At 46.7% G+C, this 25,115-nt stretch carries 21 protein-coding genes, 9 tRNA genes and 1 pseudogene (1 of these 31 running past the window's edge); 19 read left to right on the top strand and 12 right to left on the bottom strand.

Going from position 1 to position 25,115, the window contains the following annotated elements; translation table 11 throughout:
* The 18 genes from EHV15_RS02650 to EHV15_RS02565 form a co-directional block, all read left to right on the top strand.
* Nucleotides 1-59: transfer RNA gene (locus tag EHV15_RS02650), tRNA-Thr, on the top strand (it extends 17 nt beyond the left edge of the window).
* Between the two features lie 3 nt (nucleotides 60-62).
* Nucleotides 63-148, top strand: a tRNA-Tyr gene (locus EHV15_RS02645).
* Nucleotides 149-160: 12 nt separating this feature from the next.
* Nucleotides 161-234, top strand: a tRNA-Trp gene (locus EHV15_RS02640).
* A gap of 19 nt (nucleotides 235-253) precedes the next feature.
* Nucleotides 254-329: transfer RNA gene (locus tag EHV15_RS02635), tRNA-His, on the top strand.
* A gap of 23 nt (nucleotides 330-352) precedes the next feature.
* A tRNA-Gln gene (locus tag EHV15_RS02630) sits at nucleotides 353-427 on the top strand.
* A gap of 7 nt (nucleotides 428-434) precedes the next feature.
* A tRNA-Gly gene (locus EHV15_RS02625) sits at nucleotides 435-509 on the top strand.
* Nucleotides 510-521: 12 nt separating this feature from the next.
* Nucleotides 522-595, top strand: a tRNA-Cys gene (locus EHV15_RS02620).
* A 13-nt stretch (nucleotides 596-608) separates the two neighbouring features.
* Nucleotides 609-694 (top strand) — tRNA-Leu (locus EHV15_RS02615).
* Nucleotides 695-714: 20 nt separating this feature from the next.
* Nucleotides 715-794 (top strand) — tRNA-Leu (locus EHV15_RS02610).
* A gap of 168 nt (nucleotides 795-962) precedes the next feature.
* Nucleotides 963-1,808, top strand: coding sequence for a transporter substrate-binding domain-containing protein (locus EHV15_RS02605; RefSeq protein ID WP_128629909.1), 846 nt, complete (start codon nucleotides 963-965; stop codon nucleotides 1,806-1,808).
* 15 nt (nucleotides 1,809-1,823) lie between these two features.
* On the top strand, nucleotides 1,824-3,158 hold the full coding sequence (locus EHV15_RS02600; RefSeq protein WP_128629908.1) for a CapA family protein: 1,335 nt from the start codon (nucleotides 1,824-1,826) through the stop codon (nucleotides 3,156-3,158).
* A 45-nt stretch (nucleotides 3,159-3,203) separates the two neighbouring features.
* Complete coding sequence (locus tag EHV15_RS02595) at nucleotides 3,204-3,962, top strand: amino acid ABC transporter permease (protein ID WP_128629907.1); 759 nt, start codon at nucleotides 3,204-3,206, stop codon at nucleotides 3,960-3,962.
* A complete protein-coding gene (locus tag EHV15_RS02590; protein WP_128629906.1) occupies nucleotides 3,963-4,715 on the top strand; it encodes an amino acid ABC transporter ATP-binding protein in 753 nt (250 codons plus the stop codon). It begins immediately after the preceding gene.
* Nucleotides 4,716-5,255: 540 nt separating this feature from the next.
* Nucleotides 5,256-5,969 (top strand): FadR/GntR family transcriptional regulator, encoded by a 714-nt coding sequence (locus EHV15_RS02585; RefSeq protein WP_128629905.1) that lies wholly within the window; start codon nucleotides 5,256-5,258, stop codon nucleotides 5,967-5,969.
* A gap of 309 nt (nucleotides 5,970-6,278) precedes the next feature.
* On the top strand, nucleotides 6,279-7,595 hold the full coding sequence (locus tag EHV15_RS02580; protein ID WP_128629904.1) for an MFS transporter: 1,317 nt from the start codon (nucleotides 6,279-6,281) through the stop codon (nucleotides 7,593-7,595).
* Between the two features lie 129 nt (nucleotides 7,596-7,724).
* Nucleotides 7,725-8,561, top strand: a complete 837-nt coding sequence (locus EHV15_RS02575; RefSeq protein ID WP_128629903.1) for a transketolase — start codon at nucleotides 7,725-7,727, stop codon at nucleotides 8,559-8,561.
* On the top strand, nucleotides 8,558-9,514 hold the full coding sequence (locus tag EHV15_RS02570; RefSeq protein ID WP_128629902.1) for a transketolase family protein: 957 nt from the start codon (nucleotides 8,558-8,560) through the stop codon (nucleotides 9,512-9,514). The genes EHV15_RS02575 and EHV15_RS02570 overlap by 4 nt, the downstream gene beginning before the upstream one ends.
* Before the next feature lie 40 nt (nucleotides 9,515-9,554).
* Nucleotides 9,555-10,313 (top strand): SDR family NAD(P)-dependent oxidoreductase, encoded by a 759-nt coding sequence (locus tag EHV15_RS02565; protein WP_128629901.1) that lies wholly within the window; start codon nucleotides 9,555-9,557, stop codon nucleotides 10,311-10,313.
* Nucleotides 10,314-10,376: 63 nt separating this feature from the next.
* Here the strand turns inward: EHV15_RS02565 and EHV15_RS02560 are convergent, their stop codons facing one another.
* The 6 genes from EHV15_RS02560 to EHV15_RS02535 form a co-directional block, all read right to left on the bottom strand.
* Nucleotides 10,377-11,006, bottom strand: a complete 630-nt coding sequence (locus tag EHV15_RS02560; RefSeq protein ID WP_128629900.1) for a beta/alpha barrel domain-containing protein — start codon at nucleotides 11,004-11,006, stop codon at nucleotides 10,377-10,379.
* On the bottom strand, nucleotides 10,999-11,895 hold the full coding sequence (gene dapA, locus EHV15_RS02555; protein ID WP_128629899.1) for a 4-hydroxy-tetrahydrodipicolinate synthase: 897 nt from the start codon (nucleotides 11,893-11,895) through the stop codon (nucleotides 10,999-11,001). Before dapA ends, EHV15_RS02560 begins: the two co-directional genes overlap by 8 nt.
* An 18-nt stretch (nucleotides 11,896-11,913) precedes the next feature.
* Complete coding sequence (locus EHV15_RS02550; RefSeq protein WP_128629898.1) at nucleotides 11,914-12,519, bottom strand: SIS domain-containing protein; 606 nt, start codon at nucleotides 12,517-12,519, stop codon at nucleotides 11,914-11,916.
* A 68-nt stretch (nucleotides 12,520-12,587) separates the two neighbouring features.
* Nucleotides 12,588-13,859 (bottom strand): PTS ascorbate transporter subunit IIC, encoded by a 1,272-nt coding sequence (locus tag EHV15_RS02545; protein ID WP_128629897.1) that lies wholly within the window; start codon nucleotides 13,857-13,859, stop codon nucleotides 12,588-12,590.
* Between the two features lie 35 nt (nucleotides 13,860-13,894).
* Nucleotides 13,895-14,182 carry a PTS sugar transporter subunit IIB gene (locus tag EHV15_RS02540; RefSeq protein ID WP_128629896.1) on the bottom strand — a complete coding sequence of 96 codons (288 nt, stop codon included), beginning with the start codon at nucleotides 14,180-14,182 and terminating at the stop codon, nucleotides 13,895-13,897.
* A 14-nt stretch (nucleotides 14,183-14,196) separates the two neighbouring features.
* Nucleotides 14,197-16,278 carry a BglG family transcription antiterminator gene (locus tag EHV15_RS02535; protein WP_128629895.1) on the bottom strand — a complete coding sequence of 694 codons (2,082 nt, stop codon included), beginning with the start codon at nucleotides 16,276-16,278 and terminating at the stop codon, nucleotides 14,197-14,199.
* Nucleotides 16,279-17,258: 980 nt separating this feature from the next.
* Here EHV15_RS02535 and EHV15_RS02530 point away from each other — a divergent pair.
* Nucleotides 17,259-17,543 (top strand): annotated as a pseudogene (locus EHV15_RS02530) (SDR family oxidoreductase); the annotation flags it as partial.
* Here EHV15_RS02530 and EHV15_RS02525 read toward each other — a convergent pair.
* The 6 genes from EHV15_RS02525 to EHV15_RS02500 all read right to left on the bottom strand — a co-directional run bounded on the left by EHV15_RS02525 (nucleotide 17,512) and on the right by EHV15_RS02500 (nucleotide 24,972).
* Entirely contained in the window at nucleotides 17,512-18,342 is an 831-nt protein-coding gene (locus EHV15_RS02525) for a glycoside hydrolase family 43 protein (protein ID WP_128629894.1), read from the bottom strand. The pseudogene EHV15_RS02530 and the gene EHV15_RS02525 overlap by 32 nt on opposite strands.
* Before the next feature lie 21 nt (nucleotides 18,343-18,363).
* Nucleotides 18,364-19,200, bottom strand: a complete 837-nt coding sequence (locus EHV15_RS02520; RefSeq protein ID WP_128629893.1) for a carbohydrate ABC transporter permease — start codon at nucleotides 19,198-19,200, stop codon at nucleotides 18,364-18,366.
* Complete coding sequence (locus EHV15_RS02515) at nucleotides 19,197-20,141, bottom strand: carbohydrate ABC transporter permease (protein WP_128629892.1); 945 nt, start codon at nucleotides 20,139-20,141, stop codon at nucleotides 19,197-19,199. Before EHV15_RS02515 ends, EHV15_RS02520 begins: the two co-directional genes overlap by 4 nt.
* A 78-nt stretch (nucleotides 20,142-20,219) precedes the next feature.
* A complete protein-coding gene (locus EHV15_RS02510; protein WP_128629891.1) occupies nucleotides 20,220-21,521 on the bottom strand; it encodes an ABC transporter substrate-binding protein in 1,302 nt (433 codons plus the stop codon).
* A gap of 128 nt (nucleotides 21,522-21,649) precedes the next feature.
* On the bottom strand, nucleotides 21,650-23,215 hold the full coding sequence (locus EHV15_RS02505) for a response regulator (RefSeq protein WP_128629890.1): 1,566 nt from the start codon (nucleotides 23,213-23,215) through the stop codon (nucleotides 21,650-21,652).
* A complete protein-coding gene (locus EHV15_RS02500; protein ID WP_178075739.1) occupies nucleotides 23,212-24,972 on the bottom strand; it encodes a cache domain-containing sensor histidine kinase in 1,761 nt (586 codons plus the stop codon). The genes EHV15_RS02505 and EHV15_RS02500 overlap by 4 nt, the downstream gene beginning before the upstream one ends.
* Between the last annotated feature and the right edge of the window lie 143 nt (nucleotides 24,973-25,115).

Raw genomic sequence — 25,115 nt, 5'->3', positions numbered from 1 at the left:
GGTAGAGCAACTGACTTGTAATCAGTAGGTTGGGGGTTCAAGTCCTCTCGCCGGCACCACGTGGAGGCTTAGCGAAGTGGCCAAACGCAGCAGACTGTAAATCTGTTCTCTGACGAGTTCGGTGGTTCGAATCCATCAGCCTCCACCAGTTTTACCTAATAGGGGCATAGTTTAAAGGTAGAACAGCGGTCTCCAAAACCGTTAGTGTGGGTTCAATTCCTGCTGCCCCTGCCAGTCTTCAAAATTGCATATGGCGGTCGTGGCGAAGGGGTTAACGCACCGGATTGTGGCTCCGGCATTCGTGGGTTCAAGTCCCATCGATCGCCCCATTTTTATCTCAACAATCAAATTTTGGGGATTAGCCAAGCGGTAAGGCAACGGACTTTGACTCCGTCATGCATAGGTTCGAATCCTATATCCCCAGCCATTTATAAGCGGACGTGGCTCAGCGGTAGAGCATCGCCTTGCCAAGGCGAGGGTCGCGGGTTCGATTCCCGTCGTCCGCTCCATTTTTATAATGTGGCGCCATAGCCAAGTGGTAAGGCACAGCTCTGCAAAAGCTCTATCCCCAGTTCGAATCTGGGTGGCGCCTCCATTGTTTTAAACCTGCGGGAGTGGCGGAATCGGCAGACGCACAGGACTTAAAATCCTGCGGTAGGTGACTACCGTACCAGTTCAAGTCTGGTCTTCCGCACTTTGTATATTTTCATATTTGCCGGTGTGGCGGAATTGGCAGACGCGCGCGACTCAAAATCGTGAGGGAAACCGTGGGGGTTCGAGTCCCTTCACCGGCATCATACTTAATTAAGCAATAGCTCATTTAGAGAAAATACTTCTCAAATGGGCTTTTTATTTTAACCTTGACACTGTTAATAACCCATGCCATAATGTAAATCATACTAAATCCATATGTTATATGTACTATACGAATTTTCCGTTTTATACGAGGGGAGAACATTAAAATGAAAAAGCGTTTTTTAGTAGGAATATTTGCGTTAGTGTTGCCGGTGGTGATTGCCGGATGTGGAAGTAAAGCTGCGGAGGACAGTGCATCACAACCAGACAAAGAAACGAAACAAACAACGGTGGTTGCCTCTACCAGCGGGGTCAGCAATCCATTTAGCTATGATAAGGATGGCAAACTTACGGGATATGATGTTGAAGTCCTTCGGGCCATTTTTGAAGGTCTTCCTCAATATAAACTGGATATACAGGTCATTGAATTTGAAGGAATTTTAAATGGACTGGATAATGGACGCTACCAAATGGGAGTGAACAATTTCAGCTCCAACGCGGAAAGACGTGAAAAATACAATTTTTCTCTGCCAATTATTGAAAATGCCAATGTGTTTGTTGTCCGTAAGGATGATGAAAAGCTCAAATCTATTAATGATTTGGCCGGTTATAAAGCAGTAACCGAAGTAGGAAACTCCGGCGCGACGCTTCTTGAAAACTATAATCAGGAGCATCCGAATGCCCAGGCCGAAATTCTTTATACGGATGAAAATTTTGTGAAACAGTTTGAAGGCATTGAAGCAGGAAAATATGATGTCCGGATTATTTCCCGCGTGTCGGCGGAAAAAGCGATCAAGGAACATGGTTTTACCAATCTGAAAATTGTTCCGTTTTCTTCTGAAAATAGCGATCCAGGCTCCTATATTCTATTTTCCAAGTCCACAGACAGCAGTTTGCTGGATGCCGTAAATAAGCGAATCAAGGAGATTTATGAAGATGGAACTTTATTGAAAATCAGTGAAGAGCAATTGGGCGGAAATTACTTGCCAAAGAAAGAATTAATTGAAGGATAAGGTAAGGGTGATTCGATGAAATTTTTAGTCACTGGAGATGCGCTGTTTTCCAGCGGTAATTTATATAAGACGATGGATCCGAATCTTCTTGCTCTTTTACGCGGAGCAGATGAAGTGTTTACCAATGCGGAGTTTGTAACACCTAGAAAAAACACGGTCCCAGCGTCCGGAAGAGGATACCAAACCAGTGTGCGTCCGAAGGCATTGGATGAATTCGCAAATCTCAATATCCGCTATGTCAGCTTTGCGAATAATCATACCGGTGATTATGGAATCGAGGGCATGGTTGACACCATCGAAGAGGCGGAAAGCCGTGGATTAATCCCCCTGGGAGTAGGACTAAGCCTGCATGATGCCCGTAAACCGGTGTTTATTGATACTCCGGATGGGCGGATTGCGATCATTACCATTGACGTAACAAGAAGTGAGGTTTTTGCCGCATCGAACCCCGGAAACGGGGTTCCGGCGCGTCCGGGAGTAAATCCGCTTCGATGGTCGCGTACGTATGTCGTTAATGATCAGGATTTTGAAACCTTGAAGGAGATTAGTGAGCGGATTGGTATTGCTTCCAGCATGGCGGAAGGCAAAAGAATCGAAACCTTTAAAAGCAAATCAGCTAATCATTATGAATTTGGCTCACTGTTTGAAGGGTATCTGACTTTTGAAAAAGGAGATCACCCGCGTGTCAAAACCACAGCACACGAAGGGGATCAACAGGAAATTCTTCGCTCTATTCAAGATGCCAAGGAACGCAGTGATTTTGTTTTTGTAAATCTGCACACCCATGAAGGGGAAAATGAAAACTGGTATTCGGATTACCCCGCAGAGTTTATTGAAACCTTTGCTCATCATGCCATTGATGCGGGGGCGAGCTGTGTTTTTGGACATGGGGCGCACTTTACTAGAGGCGTGGAACTGTACCATGGCCAACCGATATTCTATAATATAGGAAGCCTGTTTATGGAATTTGAAGCAGGGGAGTCCATTATTTCTCCGGAAATGTTCGCTGCCTATGGTTATGCCGAAAACGAAGTTCCGTCTACCTTGCATAAAAACAGAACCAAAGACAGCGAAGGAAACTGGCAGGGCTTCTATAGTGATCGGAAATTTTCCGAAAATTTTTTGGTTTCATTTGATATTAGCGTCGAAGAGAAGCGGTTTAACTACGAGTTGATTCCGATTGATCTCAGGCTCACCCATCCAACCGTGACCAAACGCGGTTTGCCCGTCCTGGCGTCAGAAGAAGCCGCTGCGTCACTGGTTGAACGGCTGAACTCAATTAGTAAAGAACGCTACAACACGGAAATTGTCTACGAGGGCGAGCTGTTAACGGTGAAAGAATTGAAATAATTTTTTCTGCTGCGAAAAATGAACGTGGAAGGAATGCAAAGCCTGATGGCAAAGATTTTTGATATCGAAGCGGTTTTCACATCGATCCCCAGCCTGCTGAAGTTTCTTCCTGTGAGCCTGGAAATTACTTTTATTTCAATGGTTGCCGGTCTTCTTATGGGTTTAATATTTGCGGTTATTCGGATCAAAAAAGTTCCTGTTCTCAGTCAGATTGTTACGGTTTTTATCTCGTTTATACGGGGTACTCCAATGATTGTACAGCTTTATTTGACCTATAACGGGATTCCGCTTCTTTTAAAATTTATTAATGAGCAGTATGGGACAAGCTATAATATTAATGCCTTACCTGCGATGCTTTTTGTTCTAGTTACCTTCGCGTTTAATGAGGCAGCTTACAATTCGGAAACGATTCGCGCAGCTCTGCAATCGGTGAACAAAGGACAAATTGAAGCCGCCGAATCGCTGGGCATGACCTATTTTCAGGTCTTGAGAAGAGTGATTCTTCCTGAAGCGCTGGTTGTCGCCACTCCACCGCTTGGAAATGCATTAATCGGCTTGTTGAAAGGAACTTCTTTAGCGTTTGTAGCAGGGGTTATAGAAATGACGGCGCAAGGAAAAATTATTTCCGGAAGTAATTTCCGGTTTTTTGAGGTCTATCTTGCCCTGGCCATCATTTATTGGGCACTGACGATTATCATCGAACAGGTGCTTCGCTATCTGGAGAAAAGGTTTTCGATTCCGGAACCGGGCCAAAGAAACACGATCGGGGGCCGTTGGTTTTCATTTGGAAGGAGGGAGATTTAAATGATCAAGGTAAGTCATTTGTCCAAATCCTTTCATCACAATTTAATTCTGGACGATATATCGGTTGAGATTGAAAAGGGAGATGTAGTGGCGCTGATCGGTTCGTCAGGGGCCGGGAAATCTACCTTTTTGCGTTCCTTGAACTGCCTGGAAAAAGCGGATAAAGGCGAGCTTGATCTGGAGGGGTTTAAGGTTGATTTTAGCACAATTACGAACAAGCAGCGCTTGGAGCTTCGGCAGCAAACGGCGATGGTTTTCCAGCAATTCAACCTTTTTCAGCATCGAACCGCACTGGAAAATGTAAAAGAAGGATTGAAAATCGTCAAAAAAATGAGCGATAGTGAAGCCAATAAAATTGCCGAAGAACAGCTGAAACTGGTGGGGCTTTCCGAACGCGCTCATTATTATCCTAAGCATTTATCCGGGGGCCAGCAACAGCGTGTCGGGATTGCCCGTGCTCTTGCCATGAAGCCCAAGCTGTTATTGGTGGATGAACCGACCTCCGCGCTTGATCCTGAACTAGTGGGAGAGGTGCTGCAAACCATTAAAAGGACAGCAGCAAGCGGCCAAACTATGATTCTCGTATCACACGAGATGAATTTTGTATATGAAGTGGCCAACAAGGTGCTCTTTTTGGAAAAGGGAAAAATTATTGAGGAAGGCACTCCGGATGAGGTATTTAACCATCCTAAATCGCAAAGAGCAAAGGAATTCCTGCAAAATTATTTCCGCACAAAGGTAAGTGGTGCTTGATAACGAACAAACGCTCCGGAATCGCTCCCGGAGCGTCTTTTTTTATGATGCTAAAGTCGGAAGGGCGTTGAAAGCGTGAGGGCAGGGGAGGCCGGTGGGTTGGTCAGCAGATCAACATCCGTTGTCCGGACGCTTTGCACGATTATCCCGTTTGATCAGGAAGCAGAGAAGAAGATAAATTCAGGAGAAGAAGATAATACACGAACGCGAGTTCGATTTTATTTCATTATACCAAACATATGTTCCTTAATCAAACCGAAAATCTCACCCTGAACCGCCGCACTTTTTCCTTATTAATCCTTACCCTAGCCCCTAACACCTGCCCACTGATTGAAAGGGATAATCGTGCAAAGCAGCATGCAGGGATACCAAGACACCAAGACACGAAAGCTATATATAGACAGCCACCTCAGTCCTTACTCCTCAGTACGGCATCCTTGAATCAATAGAGCTGGAGTCATGCAGGTTATAAGATATGATGTTGTCTAACAAGTTGAAACGGAATATAATTAGACTTGAAGCGGGTTTTAAAGGGAGGCGATTCCGATTCAATTTAATCGAGTTTCCAGCAACAAGCTGTATATACAAATATATGATCAGATATTATCCGAAATCCTGTCAGGCTCTTTTGAGGTGGGCGACAAGCTGCCGACCGAAAGGGAGCTGTGCGCCCAGTTTGGCGTAAGCCGGGCACCGATCAGGCAGGCGCTGAGCGCGCTGGAGATGAACGGATACATTTACTCTCGTCAGGGGGAGGGGGTATTCGTAAAAAACACCCAGAATCCGGCGGAGCAGCCGCCATCCGACACGGCTTTTATGCTTGAATCCGTATCTCCCGAGGATATTGTGGACGCCAGAATGAATCTCGAACCCCTCATTGCCAAATTCGCGGCGCAAAGAGCGACGGATGAAGACATTGAGGCTTTGCATGCCACCATTATGCAGATGGAGAAGGAAACCCAGGCGGGCCACTATGTGCCGGAGACCGATGAACAGCTGCATACGGAGATTGCCAAGGCCTCTCACAATGACCTGTTCATCCAGTTTATGGCTGTGATTGCCAATGCCATGAAACAGCAGGAGATGTGGAAGTTTATCCGGGACCGAACGGTCACCCGCCCGGACTACAGGGATACGAATTTTAGCGAGCATAAGCGGATTATCCAAGCGATTGAAAATCACGACGCCGAAGAGGCCACGCGTCTCATGACCTCCCATATGCAGAATCTGTACGATCGGTATTGGAAGGACTGAGGCCAAAATTTTGTCCGGACCACCACGTCCCGGCACTGATATATTGAAAAAAGAACCGTCTGACGAGCTTCTGTTGGACGGTTTTTCTTTTTAATGATCTATTGACATTAAAAAAGTCACACTTTATACTACGAATATAAGGTACCTTAGTATACAAGTGATCAAGATTACCAATTACAAAATGCCTGCGATCAATTCTTTGGTCTTGTTGGCATTTTTTAAAGGAGGTTGATGAAAGCGCTGTAATTGAAAGGGTTAAATGTTCATTATTTTTCGCGGAAGAATATGCACCATTTTTGGGGGGTTCATATGAATATTCAACAACTGGAGAAGTCAACTGTCCGTAAAGTGACATTAAGACTGATTCCCTTTTTGTTTCTTTGCTTTACGATTTCGATACTTGACCGCGTAAACATTGGCTTTGCGGCCTTGCGCATGAATCAGGACCTTGGTTTTTCCGACGCTGTTTTCGGTTTGGGAGCGGGCATCTTTTTTATCGGCTACTTCCTGCTGGAGGTCCCGGGAAGCGCCATCATGACCAGGATCGGAGCCAGACGGTGGATCAGCCGCATCATGGTGTCCTGGGGCATTATCGCCGTCATCATGGCTTTTATTCAAACGCCGCTGCAGTTCTATATCGTCCGCTTATTGCTGGGAGCGGCGGAGGCCAGCTTTTACCCGTGCATGGTGCACTATTTGAGCGGGTTTTTCCAATCCAAGCACCATGCCAAAGCGATTGCCGGATTTATGATCGCCATTCCGGCGGCAAACGCCATAGGCTCGCCGATTTCCACATTTTTGCTGCAGCATGGTTGGCTGGGGCTGGCCGGCTGGCAGTGGCTGTTCATTTTGGAAGCGATTCCGGCCATCATTCTCGGGTTTGTCTGCTACTTTTATCTGACGGATCGCATAGAAGATGCCAAATGGCTAACCAAAGACGAGAAAACCTGGCTTCTCGACGTGACCACCAAAGAGGCTATCGAAAAACAAAAAGTAAAGAAATATACGTTTTTGCAAGTACTGAAGGATCGGGACGTGCTAATACTGGCCCTCGGCTATTTTTTCTGGATGTTCGGCTACTATGGAATCAACATGTTCCTGCCGACCATCTCGGAGGGATTGACGGAAACAACGGGGCTGTCGCTGCAAAATATGGGCTGGGTGCTTGGACTGATGTACCTTTGCGCCATGGTTGTCATGTATCTGATCGGAAAAAGCTCCGACAAAACCAATGAGCGAAGATTCCATGTTGCCGGCTGCTTAATCGTCAGCGCCGCCGCTATGATCATCAGTGTGTATTTGGCGGAATTCAGCACGGTCGGCGCCTTTATTATGTTGACGGTCAGCTTGTGCGGGGCCTTTGGAGCATACTCTCCGTTCTGGGCTATACCGCCCTCATTCCTGACCGGCGCGGCGGCGGGTGGAGCCATTGCCCTGATCAACAGTATCGGCAACCTCGGCGGATTTTTCGGCCCGTATTTTGTAGGATTTATTAATGATGCAACAGGTTCCCATAGACTTGGTATGATCGTTTTGGGAATCAGCATGATTGTAAGCGCTTGTATCGTGGTTTTGCTGGTGAAGCAGTCGGGGAAAAGTAAGGGTAAGGAGCAGGACCTGACATGAGAGATACAGAAGACGAGTATAGCGATGTTAAAGGATATACTCGTTTTCATTTCAAGTAATTTAGGAGACAAGTAGACAATAAGACAAATATTTCAGCTTTATTAGAAAAATAAGGAGCGAGGGATTGACATGAAACCCATAAGCATTGAGAAGTTGAAACGAAAGGCGGCAGAGTTGAGACAAACTGCCCTTACGATGATTTACGAGGCGCAATCCGGACATCCCGGCGGCTCATTTTCCGCAGCGGATATTGTAACTGCCCTGTACTTTAGAGAAATGAATATTGATCCCTCCAACCCCAAGTGGGAGGACCGGGACCGGTTTGTTCTTTCCAAAGGGCATGTCTGCCCCATCCAGTATGCAGCTTTGCTGCACCTGGGCTATGTTCCGTTTGAGAATATTCACACGCTGCGGAAATACGGCTCTCCTTTTCAGGGACATCCGGATATGAAAAAGTGCCCGGGCATTGATATTTCCACCGGCTCCCTCGGCCAGGGGCTCTCCTGCGCGGTAGGCATGGCTTTGGCGGGGAAGCGGGACGGCAAGGCTTACCGGGTATTCGCGATGCTGGGAGACGGCGAGTGCCAGGAAGGCCAAATCTGGGAAGCTGCCCAAACGGCAAACAAATACCAGCTGGATAACCTGGTTGTTTTCGTTGACGACAACAATTTGCAGATCGACGGCACCTGTGACGAGATTATGCCCAATCTGGACCTGGAGTTGAAGTTCAAGGCCTTCGGTTTTGACACCAAAAGAATTGATGGCCATGACATGCGGCAAATCGTTGATACGCTGGACGAAATCCGGGACGTGAAGAACGGCAAGCCCAAATGCATTGTATGCAATACCGTTAAGGGCAAAGGGGTTTCGTTTATGGAAAATGTGTGCGGCTGGCACGGAGCCGCGCCAAAGGAAGCCGAATACAAACAAGCCATGGAAGAAATCGCGGGAGGTTTGAAATCATGAGTACACAGGATAAAACAGCGATGGTCAAGAAAATCGCGACCCGGGACGCGTTTGGACATGAGATTGTCGAGCTGGGAAAAAAGAACAAAAGCATCTATGTGGTCGATGTGGATATCGGCAAGTCCTGCAAAACGACGGAATTTGCCAATCAACTGCCGGACCAGCATATTAACGTGGGGATTGCCGAGCAGAACGCCTGCGGTCTAGCGGCAGGGCTGGCGACAACGGGAAAGATCCCGTTTGTCAGCACGTACGCCGTTTTTGGGTCGCTGCGGATGGCGGAACAGATTCGGCAAGAAGTGTGCTACCCGAACCTGAATGTGAAAATCGCCTGTTCCCATGGCGGACTGACACCGGCCAATGACGGGGGCAGCCATCAGGCGATCGAAGATATGGGGGTGCTGCGTACCATTCCCAATATGACGGTGATCATGGGGGCGGACTATTACTCTACCCGTAAGCTCGTTGCGGCCGCGGCGGAGCATGTCGGGCCGGTCTTCCTGCGGTTTACCCGGGACGCCATTCCGGTCGTTTATGACGAGCATGAAGAGTTTGCGATCGGCAAGGCCAAAAAGCTAAGGGAAGGCAAGGATATTGCCATTATCGCCAACGGGGATACCCTTCATCTTGCTTTGGAGGCGGCGAAGGAGCTGGAGAAGCAATCCGTTTCGGTTAAGCTGCTGGATATGCATACAATCAAGCCGCTGGACCGGGAAGCCGTTGTTGAATGCCTGCAGACCGGAAGGATTATTACCGTCGAGGACCATAATATTCTGAACGGTCTGGGCAGTGCCGTAAGCGAAGTGGTGGCCGAAGAGGGAGGGGCCGTGCTCAGAAGAATCGGCATTCAAGACCGGTTTGGAGAGTCCGCGCCATACGAAAAGCTGCTGGAGCTGAACGGAATCACGACCGGAAATATTGTCGCCACGGCCAAAAACATGCTGAAGCTATAGGAAAGCAATAAAACATTTATTCATAAAGGAGTGGCATTTTATGTTTGAATTGACCAATCGGGTAGCGATTGTAACGGGAAGCGGATCGGCGAAAGGGATCGGGCGTACGATAGCCCTGACACTTGCCCGGCAAGGAGCCAAGGTTGTCGTGGCGGACATCAATCTGGACGGAGTCCAGGAGACCGTAAACGCCATCAAGGAGGCCGGGGGAGAAGCGTTCGGCGTTGAACTGAACGTAACCAGTTGGGAATCCGTTCATGCCATGGTTGAGCAAGTGGTGCGGAGCTTGGGCCGTATCGATATTCTGGTTAACAACGCGGGGATATCGCAAAAAGTAACGGTGGAGGACATGACCCTTGAAGATATCACACGAATTTTTAACGTGAATATGTTTGGTTTATTCTTGTGCACGCAAGCCGTTCTTGAAACGATGAAAAAACAAAAGTACGGCCGGATCGTCAACCTGTCCTCCGTATCCGCCAAGCGCGGCGGCGGGGTCTTCGGAGGCGCGCATTATTCCGCTTCCAAGGCGGCGGTTCTCGGGTTCTCGAAGAACCTCGCCCGCGAAGTGGCACAAGATGGAATTACCGTGAACAGCGTAGCCCCCGGCTTGGTAAACACCGACATCTGGAAATCGCTGGACCGGGTTACGGCCGATTCCGTCATTGCTTCCATCCCGATGGGCAGACCGGGCGAAACGGAGGAGATTGCCTCCGCCATCGCGTTCCTGGCATCCGCAGAGGCTTCCTATATCACGGGAGAAGAAATCGATATCAATGGCGGATCGCATATGGATTAATAGAGAGAAAATCCAAAAATCAAAAGCGGGCGCTCTCCAACAGAGGAGAGCGCCGCTCTCTTTCTACGCCCTTGCATCTCTTATGATATCCGTAATTTTCCTTGCATTTGTTGCGATATCGGCTTTTGAGCCCTTGGTCAAAAGTCCGCCTACTCCAACTGAATCAACACCGTTTCTAATCCAATCTCCCAAGTTGTCCAACGTTACTCCTCCGGAAGCCAATATAGGCATATAAGGCAGCGGTGTTTTGATAACCGGGACTAAGGATGGACCGTAAAAATTGGATAAAGGGAACGCCTTGACAAAAGATGCCCCCAGCTCCAAAGCCTGAACCATTTCAGTGACGGTCGCACATCCAGGAGCATACGGAATTCGATATCTGTTGCATACTACGGCAACTTCCTTGCTTAGATTTGGAGCTATAATAAATTTTGCACCGGCAAGAATGGCCAGTCTCGCCGTTTCACCGTCCAATACGGTGCCTGCCCCTACCAATAACTTATTTTTGAATCGATCATTGAGGGCTTTTATTACTTCTCCGGCATTTGAAAGCGTGTAACTGATTTCAAGAACATCTACTCCCCCCTCCAGGCACCCTTCGGCAATCTCTGTTGCTCTTTCCACGGTTTCCGTTCTGACAATGGCCATAACCCCGGTGTTTATTATTCTTTTTTCAATATCCGGCTTAAGCATAATCTGCCTCCTCAATACCATAATATTTAAGCATTTCTTTGATTTTATCTATAGTCGTGTCATCCGGTTCACTAACCGGCGGTCTGGCCGAACCGACAGGAATTCCGGACAATTCAACCGTTTTTTTCAATACTGACGGGACCGTTCCCAGTTTCAATACCGCTCTGAGAGCTTCGATGTTTTCTTGAGCTTTTTCGGCAGAATCGAGGTCTCCTTTAACATAATTTTCGTATATCGATACATCCAGGTCGGTAATCAGGTTCGCGGTAGCGGCAATTGCGCCTGCAGCTCCTGCTTTTAAAGCTTTCAGGATCAGGGAATCAGAGCCCGACAAGACGGCAAAGTCTTCTTCCTTTGAAGCCTGGATATAGCCCTCAATATTCTCGAGCTTGCCGCTGCTGTCTTTGATTCCGATAATGTTTTTAACTTGTGCAAGCTCTTTGACTGTGTTTGCATCCATATTTACGCCCGTATTTTTGGGGATATTGTACAAAATGATCGGTGCTTCGACCGATTCTGCCACAGTCTTGTAATGGGCGATCAGTTCCTTTTGAGTAGGAGGCACAAAATAAGGGGTTATCACCGATAGCGCATCCGCGCCAAGTTGTTTCATTTTTCGGGACAGAGAGATAACTTCTGTTGTACTGTTTCCGCCAGTGCCTACGTATACAGGTACTCTTTTCCGGACATGTTCAATAACAATCTTGGCGAAATCAAGTTTCTCTGCCTCACTCAGCACATGGAACTCACCGTTTGTTCCCAGAATAAAAATCCCGCTTACTCCAGCGCCGATGAGTTTATCCACCAATTGTTTTGTCGCGATTTCGTTGATCTTTTGATGTTCATCAAAAGGGGTAACCATTGCGGCAATGATTCCTTTAACTTCCATGATTGCTTCCTCCTTCGATTAGACTCCCTTGACCGATTTTCCCAAAGCTCCGCCAGGGTGCCATTTCACGTATTTTTCAGGGGTTAGGTCCCGTTCTTCCTGAAGCAGCACGCTTAGGCTTTGCAGCAAAATGATTTCGGCTGCGATTGACGCCCTTGGGGGTTTGTTTAATTTATCTCCTTCAAAACCGACCCCTGCAAAGAGGACAACATCGCCTTTGCTGGCAAGCCAGGAATCTTTATTGCCGGTAACGGAAATAATTTTGGCTCCGTTGCTTTTCAACGTCTCAACGGTGGCTTTCAATTCTTCTGTTTCTCCACTGTTGGAAATCGCTATAACGACATCGCCGGGAACAACCTGCCCGGACGAGCCGTGAACGGCTTCAGTTCCGTGAAGCTCGTAGGTGGGAGTGCCGGTCGAAGAGAGAAGTGAGGCTGTGTAACCGGCAACATGGCCTGGTTTTCCGATGCCTGTCACATGAACGCGGCCGTGATTTTTTTCTGCTTTGAAAATAAGATCGCGAGCTTGTTCAAGCGCCGCTTCGTCGATTAATGCAATGAACGTCGATATTTCACTGTGCAGGATAGCCAAGAATTCAGGTAATGTTTTCTTGCTCATGCTCATAATTCGTCCTCCTTGAAACGATAAGAGCTATAGCCATATTTATAGCTCTTATCCATCGTTAATGTAACTTATACAGGCTTGATCAGCTGCATGATTTTGTGCAATAAGGTTCCAATGACGTTGTAGTCGATATTAGGGAAGGTAGCGCCTTCAATGCCAAGCGTTCCGTACACCGGGTACAGAATGGTCGGCAGGAAGGCAAGAAACAGTCCGGCAATAAATGATCCGGCAACGGCACCTCGCCATCCGCCGGATGAATTGCCAAATACCGCAGCCGTACCGCCCGAGAAGAAGCAGATATGAGCGGCAGGGATAATGACTACCGGAAATACTCCAGGGAATGCGGCCATTACGACGACTGCCAGCAGACCGGCGGCATAGGCGCAGATGAATCCGAGAATGACTGCATTGGGAGCATACGGGAATACGGTTGGCACATCCAGCGCAGGACGCGAACCCGGGATATATTTTTCCGAAATAATAACGAATGCGGCAGTGATCTCGGCCAAGAACATACGAACACCTGTCATCAGCACCGACATCCCCGCAACAAATGTGAAGGCTTGCACAAGCGGGAACACCAGCCAGTGCTGAGAACCGGCAAGCTCTTGAGTAAAAATTTGACCAGCTTTTAATGTTGCCACGTAGAACAAAATCAGCATAACGATCGACAGGCCCATCAGGAAATCCCTGAAGATGGACAGCCATTTTGGAAATTGAATGGATTCCGTCGTTTCATTTTCGTACTTTGAGAATAAACGGCCGATATAGCCTGACAGGCCATAACCGATCATATTGAAGTGACCGATGGCCTGCTCGTCTCCACCTGTCATTTTACGCATGAAGGGTTGGCAGAATTGCGGCAGCGCGGCGGACATAAAGCCGAGAATCGTACCGCCGACTGCGATCGTAACGGCTGTGTCGAATCCGTGCGCCTTCATGATCAATACCAGCACACACGAAAAAAACAAACTGTGTCCGGTGGTAAAGAAAATATTTTTGAATTTTGTAATCCGCGCAAAGACCAGATTTAATACGAAACCAAGAATCAAAGTCAATGAAACCTCAAATCCGTATGTACCTTGCGCAAGCGCCGTAGCGGCTTCGGGCGAAGCGATAACTCCTGTGATGTTAAACCCGTGCTGGAACAATTTGTTGAAATTCTGCAATGCTCCAGTCATGGCTGAAGCGCCGATGCCGAAGATGAGGAACCCGATAAGGGTTTTCGAAGCGCCGGTGAATACTTCAGTAGGCGATTTCTTTTGAAGCACCAAACCGATGAAGGCAACAACACCCAGCAAGACAGCAGGCGTACTCAAAAAACTGATAATAAAGTTCACATATATTCCTCCCTGCGAATAATCAATTTAGTGCTTCATTGTTGTTTCGAAGCGAGAAAATGCTCTAATGCCGCCTTGATTTCGTTTCGATCAACGATATTGTGAATTCCGATAATATCAATTTTGAGGTTTTTCTTTTTCAGTTCCTCAGCAACGTCGATCAATGTCTCGACAGCGTCACCATTGAACCCGTTTAATGCGTCCAATGAGCCGTGCTCGATTTCAATCGGAAAATTATTTTCTTTGATCACTTGCTGAGTCTTGATTTTCAGCATCAAGCTCGATCCGACACCTGCTCTGCATGCAACTAGAATTTTGTACATAACCAAGCTCCTTATCAAAATTTTTGTGCTTTGATGAAATCAATAACTTCCCCGGCATTCCTGGCATTGTCCAGCGTTTTGAAAAATTCGTCCATCTCCAACAGTTCGGCAAGCTCGGACATTGCGCGCAAGTGACTAGTACTGTCAACGGCGCTTAAAGAAATCACGTATTTTACCGGATCGTTATCTTGATGCCCGAACGCGACGGGTTTTTCCAGAGTCGCAATACCGATGGCTATTTCTTTTGCTCCTGCCTTGGGCCTTGCGTGCGGCAGCGCCACATGTTTGGTGATCACGATATAAGCCCCGGATTCTTTTGCGGCATCGACCATAGCATCTACATATTCCTGCGTAGCCTTACCGTTTTCAACGAGGACGGACGCCGACTGCCTGATGGCTTCCTCCCAATTTTTGGCCGGCACCTTTAGTTTGACTAGCTTTTCATCGACAAGATCGTTCAGCATCAGATCTTCTACTCCTTTAGGCGTAAAATTCTCTATTTGTGTAAAATAGGATAGCAATTCACCCGAAAGCATCGCTTCAGAAGTGATTTTCGCGTATTTTTTTATAATGTTCATAACCTCGTCTATCTGAGGTTGCCTTAAAAATAGATCGCCTAATTGAATGTACACCTCGCGTGCAATCTTATATTTTTCCTTTTGGGTCATGACAGGGCTCACTTTGATCACAGGCGCATCCATTTCCAGACTTTCTGCCTTATAGCTGGTCGTAAACACAATGTCTACAGGAACGGAAAAATTTTTCAATTCGGAGGATTCCAGCGGCGGCAAAAAGTGCAGTTCCGGAAATAAATGCGTAAGTTCTGCATACAAGATCGCTGAACTGCCTACACCGTTTGTACAAACAATCAGCGCTGTTCTTTTTTTCAAGATGTCAATGTTTTTGCTGTCCGAGAAAATAGTTGCAAAATGCATAGTCAAATACGCCAGTTCTTCTTCTTGAATCTCTTCGCCAAATAAACTGCAGAATTCTTTGGTCGCGTTGCTGACGATTCTGTAAACTAGCCGATACTCTTCTTTCACTTTTTTACAAAGCGGATTGTAAACAGGGAATTTGAACAGAAGCCTGTAATAAGCCGGTCTAAAGTGGGAATATAGCTGCTTGAACATTTTTTCCTGGTTGACGAAATGTGCGCCGCTTAAATATTCAAACTTCGTCATCATTTTATTTATAATTTCCGATATCACAGCTCTGTCCTTGGTGTCTTCCTCTGCATTTCCTATGGAGATGCCCAAAATCCAGGCGCTGATATACATGACGTCATGAGGCTTTATTTCATTTCGTCCACCACATAATTCCAGTAATTCCTCAGCGAATTTATATTCCTTCATGGAGTTCATGACTGCAACGTTGGGAATGTCTATATTCTCAAGAGTTCTCGTATTCTTGGAGAGTATCCTCGCTTTCATAAAGATGAAGATATAGATAAATTCTACCAGCCTATCTTCGACAAAATTGATTTCATGCTTTTTTACAAGGTCCGATATAAGCTCTTTCGATTTCTCAAAACTGTCTAATTTATATTCTTCGATGAAAATATCAAATACTCTTGAACTTTCCGTATTGGAGAGGGTTTCAATAATATTTCGGATAAGCACTCTCCTGATTTCTATTTCGGATCCAACTAAATGGTAGCCGTTTGTGCGATTGTTCCTGATCTCGATGGCTTTATTCTCAAGGGCCGGGATCAAATCTTTAAAATCAAGATTCACGGTGGAACGACTCACCTTCAGAGAATCCGTAAAGTGATGGATTGAAACATCCTCCATGTTTATAAAGAGCATTAAATAAATGTATAAAAGCCGTTCTGTTTTGCTCAGATAGTAGGTTCTTTTAGAATATTTCTTTTCGAGAATTTCTTTAATGGTGTCTTTTGTCTCTTTTTGAATCACAATGTCTTTTTTGGAGCCCAGAGAAATTAGCGGCGCTTTTTCCGCTTTGAAGATGGCGTTAATTTTCTCTAGCCTGTAGGAAATCTGTCTTTTTGAAGAATTGGTTTCCTCTTGAAGCCCTTTTGCAGTCACGACCGTGCTATTTAACAAAATCCGCAGAAGCGAGATGATTTCTTTATCCATTTGTTCTCTCCCTTCCTTGGTCTCATCGGCAAGCATCTCATCCTTGGATTTTGTTTTCGTTCCCTCCCTGATATTCATTGTATTTAAGGATATTAGCGCTTTCAATTTGATTTAAGTCCGACTTTTGTTCGTAACCATTACAAAAATAATATCTGGTGCTCATTACTCATGACCTGGATGAATGGAAAAGCGCGGAATGAGAATTGAAGGTTTGATTGATTACGAAGGGGGCGAACGGCATGTGGTTATTCCTCTCATGCGGGTGGCAGCCGAAAGTGCCCCCATTTCAACGAAATGACGGGAGAGGAAGATGGGCTTATTCATTATGTTAATATGATTATGTATCCTTCACCTTGCCAAGCCAAGTGTACTTATTGTAACGTTCATAATTCTAGATTTGGTTTCGGCGCTTGATAACGGCATGATTTCCATAAAGGCGGCATGATGGCAAGTGAAAACTTGAGAAAACGGCAAAATTAGTCTATTGAAGATCTCGGGTGACAACATAAAGGAAAAAAGGGGCACTATTTCAGCGACATCCCTATGTTACGGAAACATAGAGGAATTTTATGGCGCTATTTTCACGATTCAGTGGCAAAAGGCCGCCTTTCGACCTGTTCATCGAAAAATAGGACCCAAAAGTTCCTCTATTTCATGGGGAGGATACTGAGCACAAGACTAATATAGAACAAAGCGATCTATGGCCCCCCGCAGATAAGCCATATTATTTCCGGAATTACCTATTCGTTCTTTACGAAAAACTTCATTACCCAGTTGTTTATCTATTGCAGGAGTCAGTTCTTTTCAATATGACGATCAAAGAAAACCTATTGCTGGCAAAGGGTGACGCAACGGATGCGGAATTGATAGATTGTTGCCGGAGAGCGAGTATTTACGATTTCATTGAAACGTTGCACCATATAACAGAAACGAAACCTATGATTTACTTTTCCAAAATCAGTATATAGCAGGTGAATAACCAAGTGGCACAAGATGGAATTACCGTGAACAGCGTAGCCCCCGGCTTGGTAAACACCGACATCTGGAAATCGCTGGACCGGGTTACGGCCGATTCCGTCATTGCTTCCATCCCGATGGGCAGACCGGGCGAAACGGAGGAGATCGCCTCCGCTATCGCGTTCCCGGCATCCGCAGAGAAACCGAGGCTGCATTTGAGGCAAGCCTCGGTTATGTGTAAGACACCATCCATCTTCGCTTCAATTTTGCAGATATTCAATTCAGACGGAGCACTGAGGCATGTCTGATTCTTGCGGGCAGCCGGATTATATCTTTAGAGAGCTGATTCCACTCGGCTAAATCGTTTGATCCGAATGCAGCATAATATCCTTCATAAAAACCGTCCGCCAGTAGGATCCATTTCCATGGCAGCCGTGTGTCTTTCGGGAGTTTGTAAACCGTCGGTCCTTCCATAAGTGATGGGGTTAGCAGATCCGAAAGGGGGCCGAAGACAATTTCATCCGGATTTATCTCCATCCGGCAGGAGCGGATCGCTTTGAAATCGGTGCCAGGTTCATTTCGTCCCCGTTCATCCTTAAAGAATAGAAGTTGGCCGTCGTCCGCGGTCATAACCGAGGCATCGATCACATTAAACCCGGGATCGAAGAACAGGGATGACTCCTTGAATGATCGAAAATCACGGGTTGCAGTGGACCAAATTCGGTGATTCCGTAGACCTGGTTGAACAGTGGAGGACCAAATGATCCGATAAACGCCATGGGTTGCATCATAGAAAGCTTCCGGAGCCCACGCATTCTGGGTATCCGGAAATTGCTCCATGACCGGAATGAGCCGTGCATCTTCCCATTTGACCAGATCAGCGCTTGATGCATAGCCGATGCTGCAGCTGCTCCAGCCGTCTGTCCAAAGCGCGTGGAACCTGCCGCTTTTGTCCTGAAGAATAAACGGATCCCGGATTTGTCCGGTTCCTATCGGGGAAATCAACAGAGGACGGCCGCCGTTTCGTTCCGTCCAAGTCAGACCGTCCGTGCTCTCCGCAAGGAATAAATTTTCCGCGTCTTCTTTAAAGTAACTAAGCAAGTACATAACGTTCTCCCGCTTTCCCTTTTATTTGATCCCGCTAGTAGCAACCCCTTCGACAAAGTGCTTTTGGGCAAGGAAGAAGATGACGACTGGAGGAATGATCGCAACTATGGACATGGCAAACAGCGAACCCCAGTTAATCTGGGCAGCGTTGTCCACGAACATTTGCAAAGCCAAAGGCACCGTGTATTTACGCACCTCGTTTAAATAGAGCAGTTGGTCGAAATAATCATCCCAACTCCATAGGAATGAGAAAATTCCCATTGTGTAGAGCACTGGCTTACAGTTGGGCAGCAGGATGTTAAAGAACGTGCGGAATGGGCCGCAACCGTCCATTAGAGCAGCTTCATCCAAATCCCGCGGCAGCCCTCTTAAAAACTGAATCATCAAATATACAAAAAAGGCATTGCTGGCCAGAAAGTACGGCAAGATCAGTGGAAGCACGGTGTTGATCCAACCCAACTTAGCAAACATAACATAACGGGGAATCAGTAACACCTGTGTCGGCAACATCAGTGTTCCAAGCAGAATCGAGAACCAGAGTCCCTTTAGCGGGAAATTCATCCGTGCGAAAGGGAAGGCGACGAGTGAACTGGAAAGAACGCAGCCGACGACCGATAAGAGTGAGATCGTCAACGAATTCATGATAAACTCGCCAAAGGTAAAACCGGGAACAGCATTCCATCCGTTTGCATAATTACTGAACTGGAACTGTGATGGCCATAGACTGGTAACTGTGAAAATTTCGTCATTGGCTTTAAAACTGCCGAGCAGAAGCCAAATGATTGGATAAACCATCGTAAAGGACATAAGCACCAATAGAAGATTCTTGCCGATAACGGCGGGCTTTAGCTGGATCATTTCCCTCTTCCTTTCGTGTCGTTCTCGTAATACACCCAGCGTTTGGATGTCAGGAAAATAACGGCCGTCACGACTGCGATCAGCACAAGCAGACTCCAGGAAACCGCAGAAGCGTAACCCATACGCTGTTGCTTGAAAGCAAGGTCGTAAATATACAGTACGGAGAACAGGGTCTCGTCCATCGGGCCGCCCTTAGTGATGATATATCCTTGAGTAAACACTTGAAAAGAACTGATGGTCTGCAAAATCAAATTGAACAGAAGGATGGGCGAGATCATCGGAAGCGTGATTTTGAAGAACCGGGAGACCGAACCCGCACCGTCTATTTCGGCCGCTTCGTAAAGCTCTCCGGGAACATTTTTTAAACTTGCCAGGAAAATAACCATTGACGATCCAAACTGCCATACAACTAGCAGGATCAGAACATAAAGAGCGTAATCCGGCTGTCCCAGCCATTCTTTTCCGGTGATGCCAAGCAGGCTAAGAAAGCTGTTAAGCAACCCGTCCAGCCCGAAAATATTACGCCACATCACAGCTACGGCAACGCTTCCCCCGATCAGGGAAGGCAGGTAGAAGAGAGTCCGGTAAATCGTCATGCCAAGCGATGCCCTATAGAGCAAGATAGCAACAAACAGCGCCATGGCAAGCTTGAGCGGAACAGACAGGATGACATACTTTAGAGTGACTTCAATCGATTTCAAGAACCGCGGGTCGTGGAACATTTGAACGTAGTTTTGGAGGCCCACAAAGGTCGAACTTCGAAGTGTGCTGTCCGTCAGCGAAAGATAGAATGAATTGAGGAACGGCCAGAGCGTTAGTCCAAAAAATCCGACCAGCCAGGGCAGCAAGAACAGATAGGCAATCCATGCTTTTTTCTTGAAGCGGGTTGCCTTTTTTTTAGTTTGGGTCGTAATGACCGATGAGGTTTGTATGGTTTCCATAGACTCCAGCTCCTTTCTGATGTTGAAGCGCAGAGGAATCGGAAAAGCGGGCTATGCCCGCCTCTCGCGATTCTGCTGTTACTTGCCGCCAAATACGGCGTTCACTTCGTTCATCAGCTTTTTCGCGCCTTCGTCGACGCTGATTTTACCAAACGCTATTTCTTGACCGACCTTTTCAATCGAGCCTTTCCAGTTTAGAATCTGGGGACCGCTCGGCGGGAAGGAGATTGCGACCCCTTCCAGCTTATTGATTGCCTGGATCAAATCGATGTTCTTTTTATCGCCTTCCGACAGATCCGCCGTGGACAGCAACGCTTCCCGCTGTTCTTCGGTTGGGAGAACCCCCCGGGTCGTCTTTAGCACTTTAGCCGCATCCGTGTCGTGGACGAAGAAGTTAAGAAACTTAGCTGCTTCCTCTGGATGTTTTGTAGTTGCGCTGATGGAAAGCACCTGGCTTGTCCCCGGCAGCACGGTTCTTCCGGTTGAAGCACTCTGCGGCATCATTACCATATCGAGCGTATTTTTAGTCTGACTCTGAAACCGGCTGAATGAACTTGAAGCGATCGGCACAAAGGCTGCCTTGCCTTTGACAATCAGCGAGTTCGCGGAGTCATCGGAGGTCGCGGACAGATCGGGAGGAGCAACGGCATTTGCCGCTCTCAGATCGGCCCAATACTGATAGTAGGCTTTGATCTGGTCCTCGGTGAATGTGTACGATTTTGTGTCGTTTGGAAACGGCTCAGGAGCATCCAGAGCGGTTACGCCAAAGATTTTAAATACATCGAAGGCAACCGAGGAGTCGACCGCACCGTAAACCTTGCCACCTGATTTCTCGGAGACTTCCTTGAATTTGGCAGCCAAGTCGTCCCATGTATAGGGTGGCTTCGGAGGCTCTACGCCCAGACTGTCGAGTAATGTTTTATCGTACAAATAGGCATCCGCAGCAAGTCCAATGTAAGCGCCGACCGTTTTCCCGTCCATAGCGACCGATTCCATCGTCGTCTCGTTCATGCCTTTCGTATCGAGCACGCCGTCCAAAGGGAGCATGGCGTCGACACCAAGCCGGTTATTGATATCCCCGGTCGACTGGAAAAGATCCGGCGCACTATTGCCGGCGACCTGGGCCTGCAGCTTGGACTCGTAGCCGTCGAAGCCGGAATATTCGGGAAGGATTTTAATGCCGGGATTTTTTTCTTCGAAAATTTTAATTGCTTCAAGTGTAGCGGTGTGACGGTCTTCCGATCCCCACCAGGCGAAGCGCAGCTCTACCGTTTCTTTGCCGCTGCCGGTATCAGCATTTTCCGTACCGCTGTTCGAACAAGCTGACAGCGTCAGCAAGACTGCGGAAAGAACGGCAATGGACCATGTTTTCCGTTTCATTAGATTGACCTCCTGTTGAGTAATGTTCTGCTTACATTTCAAAGTTTAAGATAAAGCGCTTTCAGATTATAGATAAAGGAACAACTAAAACCAACACGATTCAACAGAGAAATCGCTTTCTAAGTGAATCACTTGAATTGGGACGGTTTTACTCCGGTATATTCTTTAAACAGCTTACTGAAATAATGAGCGTTTTTGTAGCCGACTTGTTGCGACACTTCGTAGACCCGGCTGCCGGGAACGAGCAGAAGTTTTTTTGCGCGCTCCATCCGCTGCTGGGTCACGTATTCAGAAAACCCTGTTCCTACTGCTTCCTTAAACAAAGTGCCTAAATAATTTGGCGTAAGAAACACCATTTGAGCGATGTCTTCTAGTCGTATTTCCGTATGAAGATTACTTTCAATGTAATCGAGGCACAAGCGAATAGCCTGGCGGTTCTTTTTGTCTACGGCTTCCGGAAGAAAGTCCACCAGCCGTTTGTAGAGGGCTTTAATCGGCGGGAAGATATCGTCGGGATGACTATGCTTCCGTATTTTGTTTAAAATGCCCGAGTATTCAGGGGCCAGAGAATTTGCCGTCTCATTACGCTCATAGAGAATCAGGGAAAGCAGCATGATCAATTCGCTGCTTAGTTTATGGATATAACCGGCCGGATATAGAGTCTGCGACTTTTTGTACTCTTGGTGGAGACGATCCAGATACTGTTCAACCCATTGGCTGTTACGGGCATAAACTGCATTTAACAGTCTCTGACGTTCTTTGAGTGGAAATAAAGTCTGACCGTTTTCAAACGTTTCCTCCCGTCCGCCGGCAGGCTCGCCGACAGAGAACAACCTGAGTTTCATCGCCTCGCGTGCTTCCTGAAATGATTTGGGTATTTGGTAAGAAGCAGTACATAGCTTGCCATAGACAAAGCGAAATGATATACGATGCCTAACCTTAATTCCATAACCAGCTTCATCCAAGGCCGCTCCAAGTTGAACTGCAGCGTCGGCACTGGAAAAGCTTATAATAAGAATAATTCCTCTAGCATTATAGAGCAGTCCGACAGGATAACCGCACGATTTTGCAGCATCGCAAACTACCCGCCGAATCAATTCCATGTCAGGCACGGCCGTGAGTGCGGGCTCCACATAGCCGATAACCGTTTGGTAATAGGGTGCCTCCATAGGCAGGCCTATAAATTCCATAAGTTCTGGTTCATAGTCTCCGCTTAACATGCTGAACAGCAGACGTTCTTGCAAAAGAGGCAAACTTTCTTTCAGTTTATTCTCTACCCGTATCGTCTCATTAATTCGTTCCCTCTCTTTGGATATCATATCAGTCAGCCGTTGGAGCACTTTGACGATTGAATCCAACTCAACTGGTTTAAGTAAATATTCAAATATGCCGTAAGAAATTGCCTTTTTGGCAAATTCGAACTCCTCATGACCGGTAAGTACGACAATTTTACTGGGGTAATTCATGGATTTAAGTGCTTCGGTTAACTGGAAGCCGTCCATGATCGGCATTTTTATATCAGTGAAGATGATATCAATCGGCGTTTCGGAGTCTGAGAGCAAGTCCAGCGCTTCTTTTCCGTTATTCGCAAAGCCGACAACCCGCATGCCGTATTCCCCCCATTCAACAGCGTCTCTTAATCCCTCCAGTACAAAATCTTCATCATCTACAAGCAGCACGCGAAGTTCGCTCAATGTGTCTCCTCCTCCATGTGTCGATACAATCGGCGGGGAAGCCTGATCTGTGCAAGTGTTCCCCGTTCTACATTTAAGTAACTCAGACCGTAAGAATGCCCATAATGCAGTCTGATCCTTTCATTTACGTTATGAATACCGTAGCCAACCGATCCAACCCCTTGTTTCAACGCCTCATTTAATAATTCTGCGTTTACACCGGTTCCGTCGTCCCGGATTTGGAAGATTAGATCGTCCTCGCAGCAGTATCCGGTGACTTCGATTTGGCCTGCTCCCTTGCTGCTGGCAAGTCCGTGGACAAAACAGTTTTCCACTAAAGGCTGCAGAATGATTTTGATGGTTTCACAAGAAAGCATACCGGAATCAATATGCTGAACGTAAGTGAACCTGTCCCGGTATTTGTGACGCATAATATGAATGTAAGCATCCAGGTGGGTAAGTTCGCTGGACACCGTTGTCAACTCCCGGCCTTTGTTAAGGCTTAACCTGAAAATTTTCCCAAGACTTGCCGTCATCGAGCTGATCTCTGGCGCTTTATGCCGGATTGCCATCCAGTTTATCGCATCCAGAGTATTGTAAAGAAAGTGAGGATTAATCTGGGATTGAAGCGCTCGAAGTTCCATTTCCCGAAGTTGCTTCTGCTCACGCTCACGGTCTTCCATTAATTCTCGAATCTTGGACGACATATTTAGGAATTTCTCATTCAGTTGCCCGATTTCGTTGGTATAGTCTGAATCTAGTTCAATATTAAAGTTGCCATAGCCGACCTTGTTCATTTGCCGAATCAACCGCTTCAGCGGCTGGGTAACTGACCGTGAGAACAATACCGCGCCAATTACCGCGAGGATAAAGCAACCAGCAGCGACAAGCAGTAATCGGGTAAAGAGAGCTGGCATACCTTCGATTACATCGGCATAGGGTTTAAAGCGAATGATTCGCCAGTGGAAGTCGTTAGGTGAACTGAAAACGCTTAAATATTTGCGATCTCCAAGCTGAGTGAGCGTATATCCCTGTCTTTGATCTGCAAAGGACGCTACGATATCGTGCGTGGCCTTGTCAGACAGCTTTGCTCCGGAGGTATCATAAATCTCATTGTTCTCATCGGCGAAATAAAGCAGGTCACCATTCGATGAACGCCGTTCCGCCAGGTCTTGGAAGCTGCTAAAATGCAGATTGATAAAGACATAACCGAGCTGAGTTTCGCCTTTAGTAATTTCATGAAAATAAGTTAAAATGTTTGAATTTGTTCCGTCGCTGCGCATATCATTTTGGCGAGGGGGGATAAATCCTTCTTTGCGAGACTCAACGAAAGACCAGAAGGGTTTTTCCACGGCTCGGCTTTGCTCATAAAAACCATTCGGATTAGAGTAGTTGTAAATGCCGAGTCGGTCGGTTACAATCATGATTTCGCTAATATCGTTTCGGGAATATGCCGCATTTGATAAAATGCGTGAGGCAATATCGTTGTTCCGAATTTGCTGATATATGTCTGATCGATCGGTTTGTTGAAGGATCGAGGTCACCTCCGGATTAATGACAATCGATAGCGCAGTGGCCCGGATTGAAGTCATTCTTTGGTTCATCTGGGAGTTCGTCTGCTCCAGCTCGGACAGTGAAGATTCACTTAGCTTTGAAGAGATCAGCCTAGATGTTGAGTAGTAGACAACAATGCTAAGTAGTGTCATCAGAGTCAAAATAAGCAGACTCAGCATGACAACCAATGTTGGTTGCAGCCTTCGTGTCTTAAACCAATACATACGCATATGACCTCCCGCTTTGCAATTGGTTATTAGAATAGCATTCTCGCCCGAAGAAAACCATGAACAATTATTTTAAATTGTATGTAATAATTGGGAACAACGAGGAATAGATTCACTTTACGAAACGAAAGTATGGGAGC

It is taken from the genome of Paenibacillus oralis, assembly GCF_003863965.1.
Classification (GTDB): domain Bacteria; phylum Bacillota; class Bacilli; order Paenibacillales; family Paenibacillaceae; genus Fontibacillus; species Fontibacillus oralis.
Note: the sequence above shows the minus strand (reverse complement) of the source record. Positions and strands in the feature narration are given on the sequence as shown.

Coding starts and splice junctions, on each gene's coding strand:
- EHV15_RS02605 (WP_128629909.1), top strand. CDS start 963: ATGAAAAAGCGTTTTTTAGTAGGAATATTTGCGTTAGTGTTGCCGGTG.
- EHV15_RS02600 (WP_128629908.1), top strand. CDS start 1,824: ATGAAATTTTTAGTCACTGGAGATGCGCTGTTTTCCAGCGGTAATTTA.
- EHV15_RS02595 (WP_128629907.1), top strand. CDS start 3,204: ATGGCAAAGATTTTTGATATCGAAGCGGTTTTCACATCGATCCCCAGC.
- EHV15_RS02590 (WP_128629906.1), top strand. CDS start 3,963: ATGATCAAGGTAAGTCATTTGTCCAAATCCTTTCATCACAATTTAATT.
- EHV15_RS02580 (WP_128629904.1), top strand. CDS start 6,279: ATGAATATTCAACAACTGGAGAAGTCAACTGTCCGTAAAGTGACATTA.
- EHV15_RS02575 (WP_128629903.1), top strand. CDS start 7,725: ATGAAACCCATAAGCATTGAGAAGTTGAAACGAAAGGCGGCAGAGTTG.
- EHV15_RS02570 (WP_128629902.1), top strand. CDS start 8,558: ATGAGTACACAGGATAAAACAGCGATGGTCAAGAAAATCGCGACCCGG.
- EHV15_RS02565 (WP_128629901.1), top strand. CDS start 9,555: ATGTTTGAATTGACCAATCGGGTAGCGATTGTAACGGGAAGCGGATCG.
- EHV15_RS02560 (WP_128629900.1), bottom strand. CDS start 11,006: ATGCTTAAGCCGGATATTGAAAAAAGAATAATAAACACCGGGGTTATG.
- dapA (WP_128629899.1), bottom strand. CDS start 11,895: ATGGAAGTTAAAGGAATCATTGCCGCAATGGTTACCCCTTTTGATGAA.
- EHV15_RS02550 (WP_128629898.1), bottom strand. CDS start 12,519: ATGAGCATGAGCAAGAAAACATTACCTGAATTCTTGGCTATCCTGCAC.
- EHV15_RS02540 (WP_128629896.1), bottom strand. CDS start 14,182: ATGTACAAAATTCTAGTTGCATGCAGAGCAGGTGTCGGATCGAGCTTG.
- EHV15_RS02535 (WP_128629895.1), bottom strand. CDS start 16,278: ATGGATAAAGAAATCATCTCGCTTCTGCGGATTTTGTTAAATAGCACG.
- EHV15_RS02525 (WP_128629894.1), bottom strand. CDS start 18,342: ATGTACTTGCTTAGTTACTTTAAAGAAGACGCGGAAAATTTATTCCTT.
- EHV15_RS02520 (WP_128629893.1), bottom strand. CDS start 19,200: ATGATCCAGCTAAAGCCCGCCGTTATCGGCAAGAATCTTCTATTGGTG.
- EHV15_RS02515 (WP_128629892.1), bottom strand. CDS start 20,141: ATGGAAACCATACAAACCTCATCGGTCATTACGACCCAAACTAAAAAA.
- EHV15_RS02510 (WP_128629891.1), bottom strand. CDS start 21,521: ATGAAACGGAAAACATGGTCCATTGCCGTTCTTTCCGCAGTCTTGCTG.
- EHV15_RS02500 (WP_178075739.1), bottom strand. CDS start 24,972: ATGTATTGGTTTAAGACACGAAGGCTGCAACCAACATTGGTTGTCATG.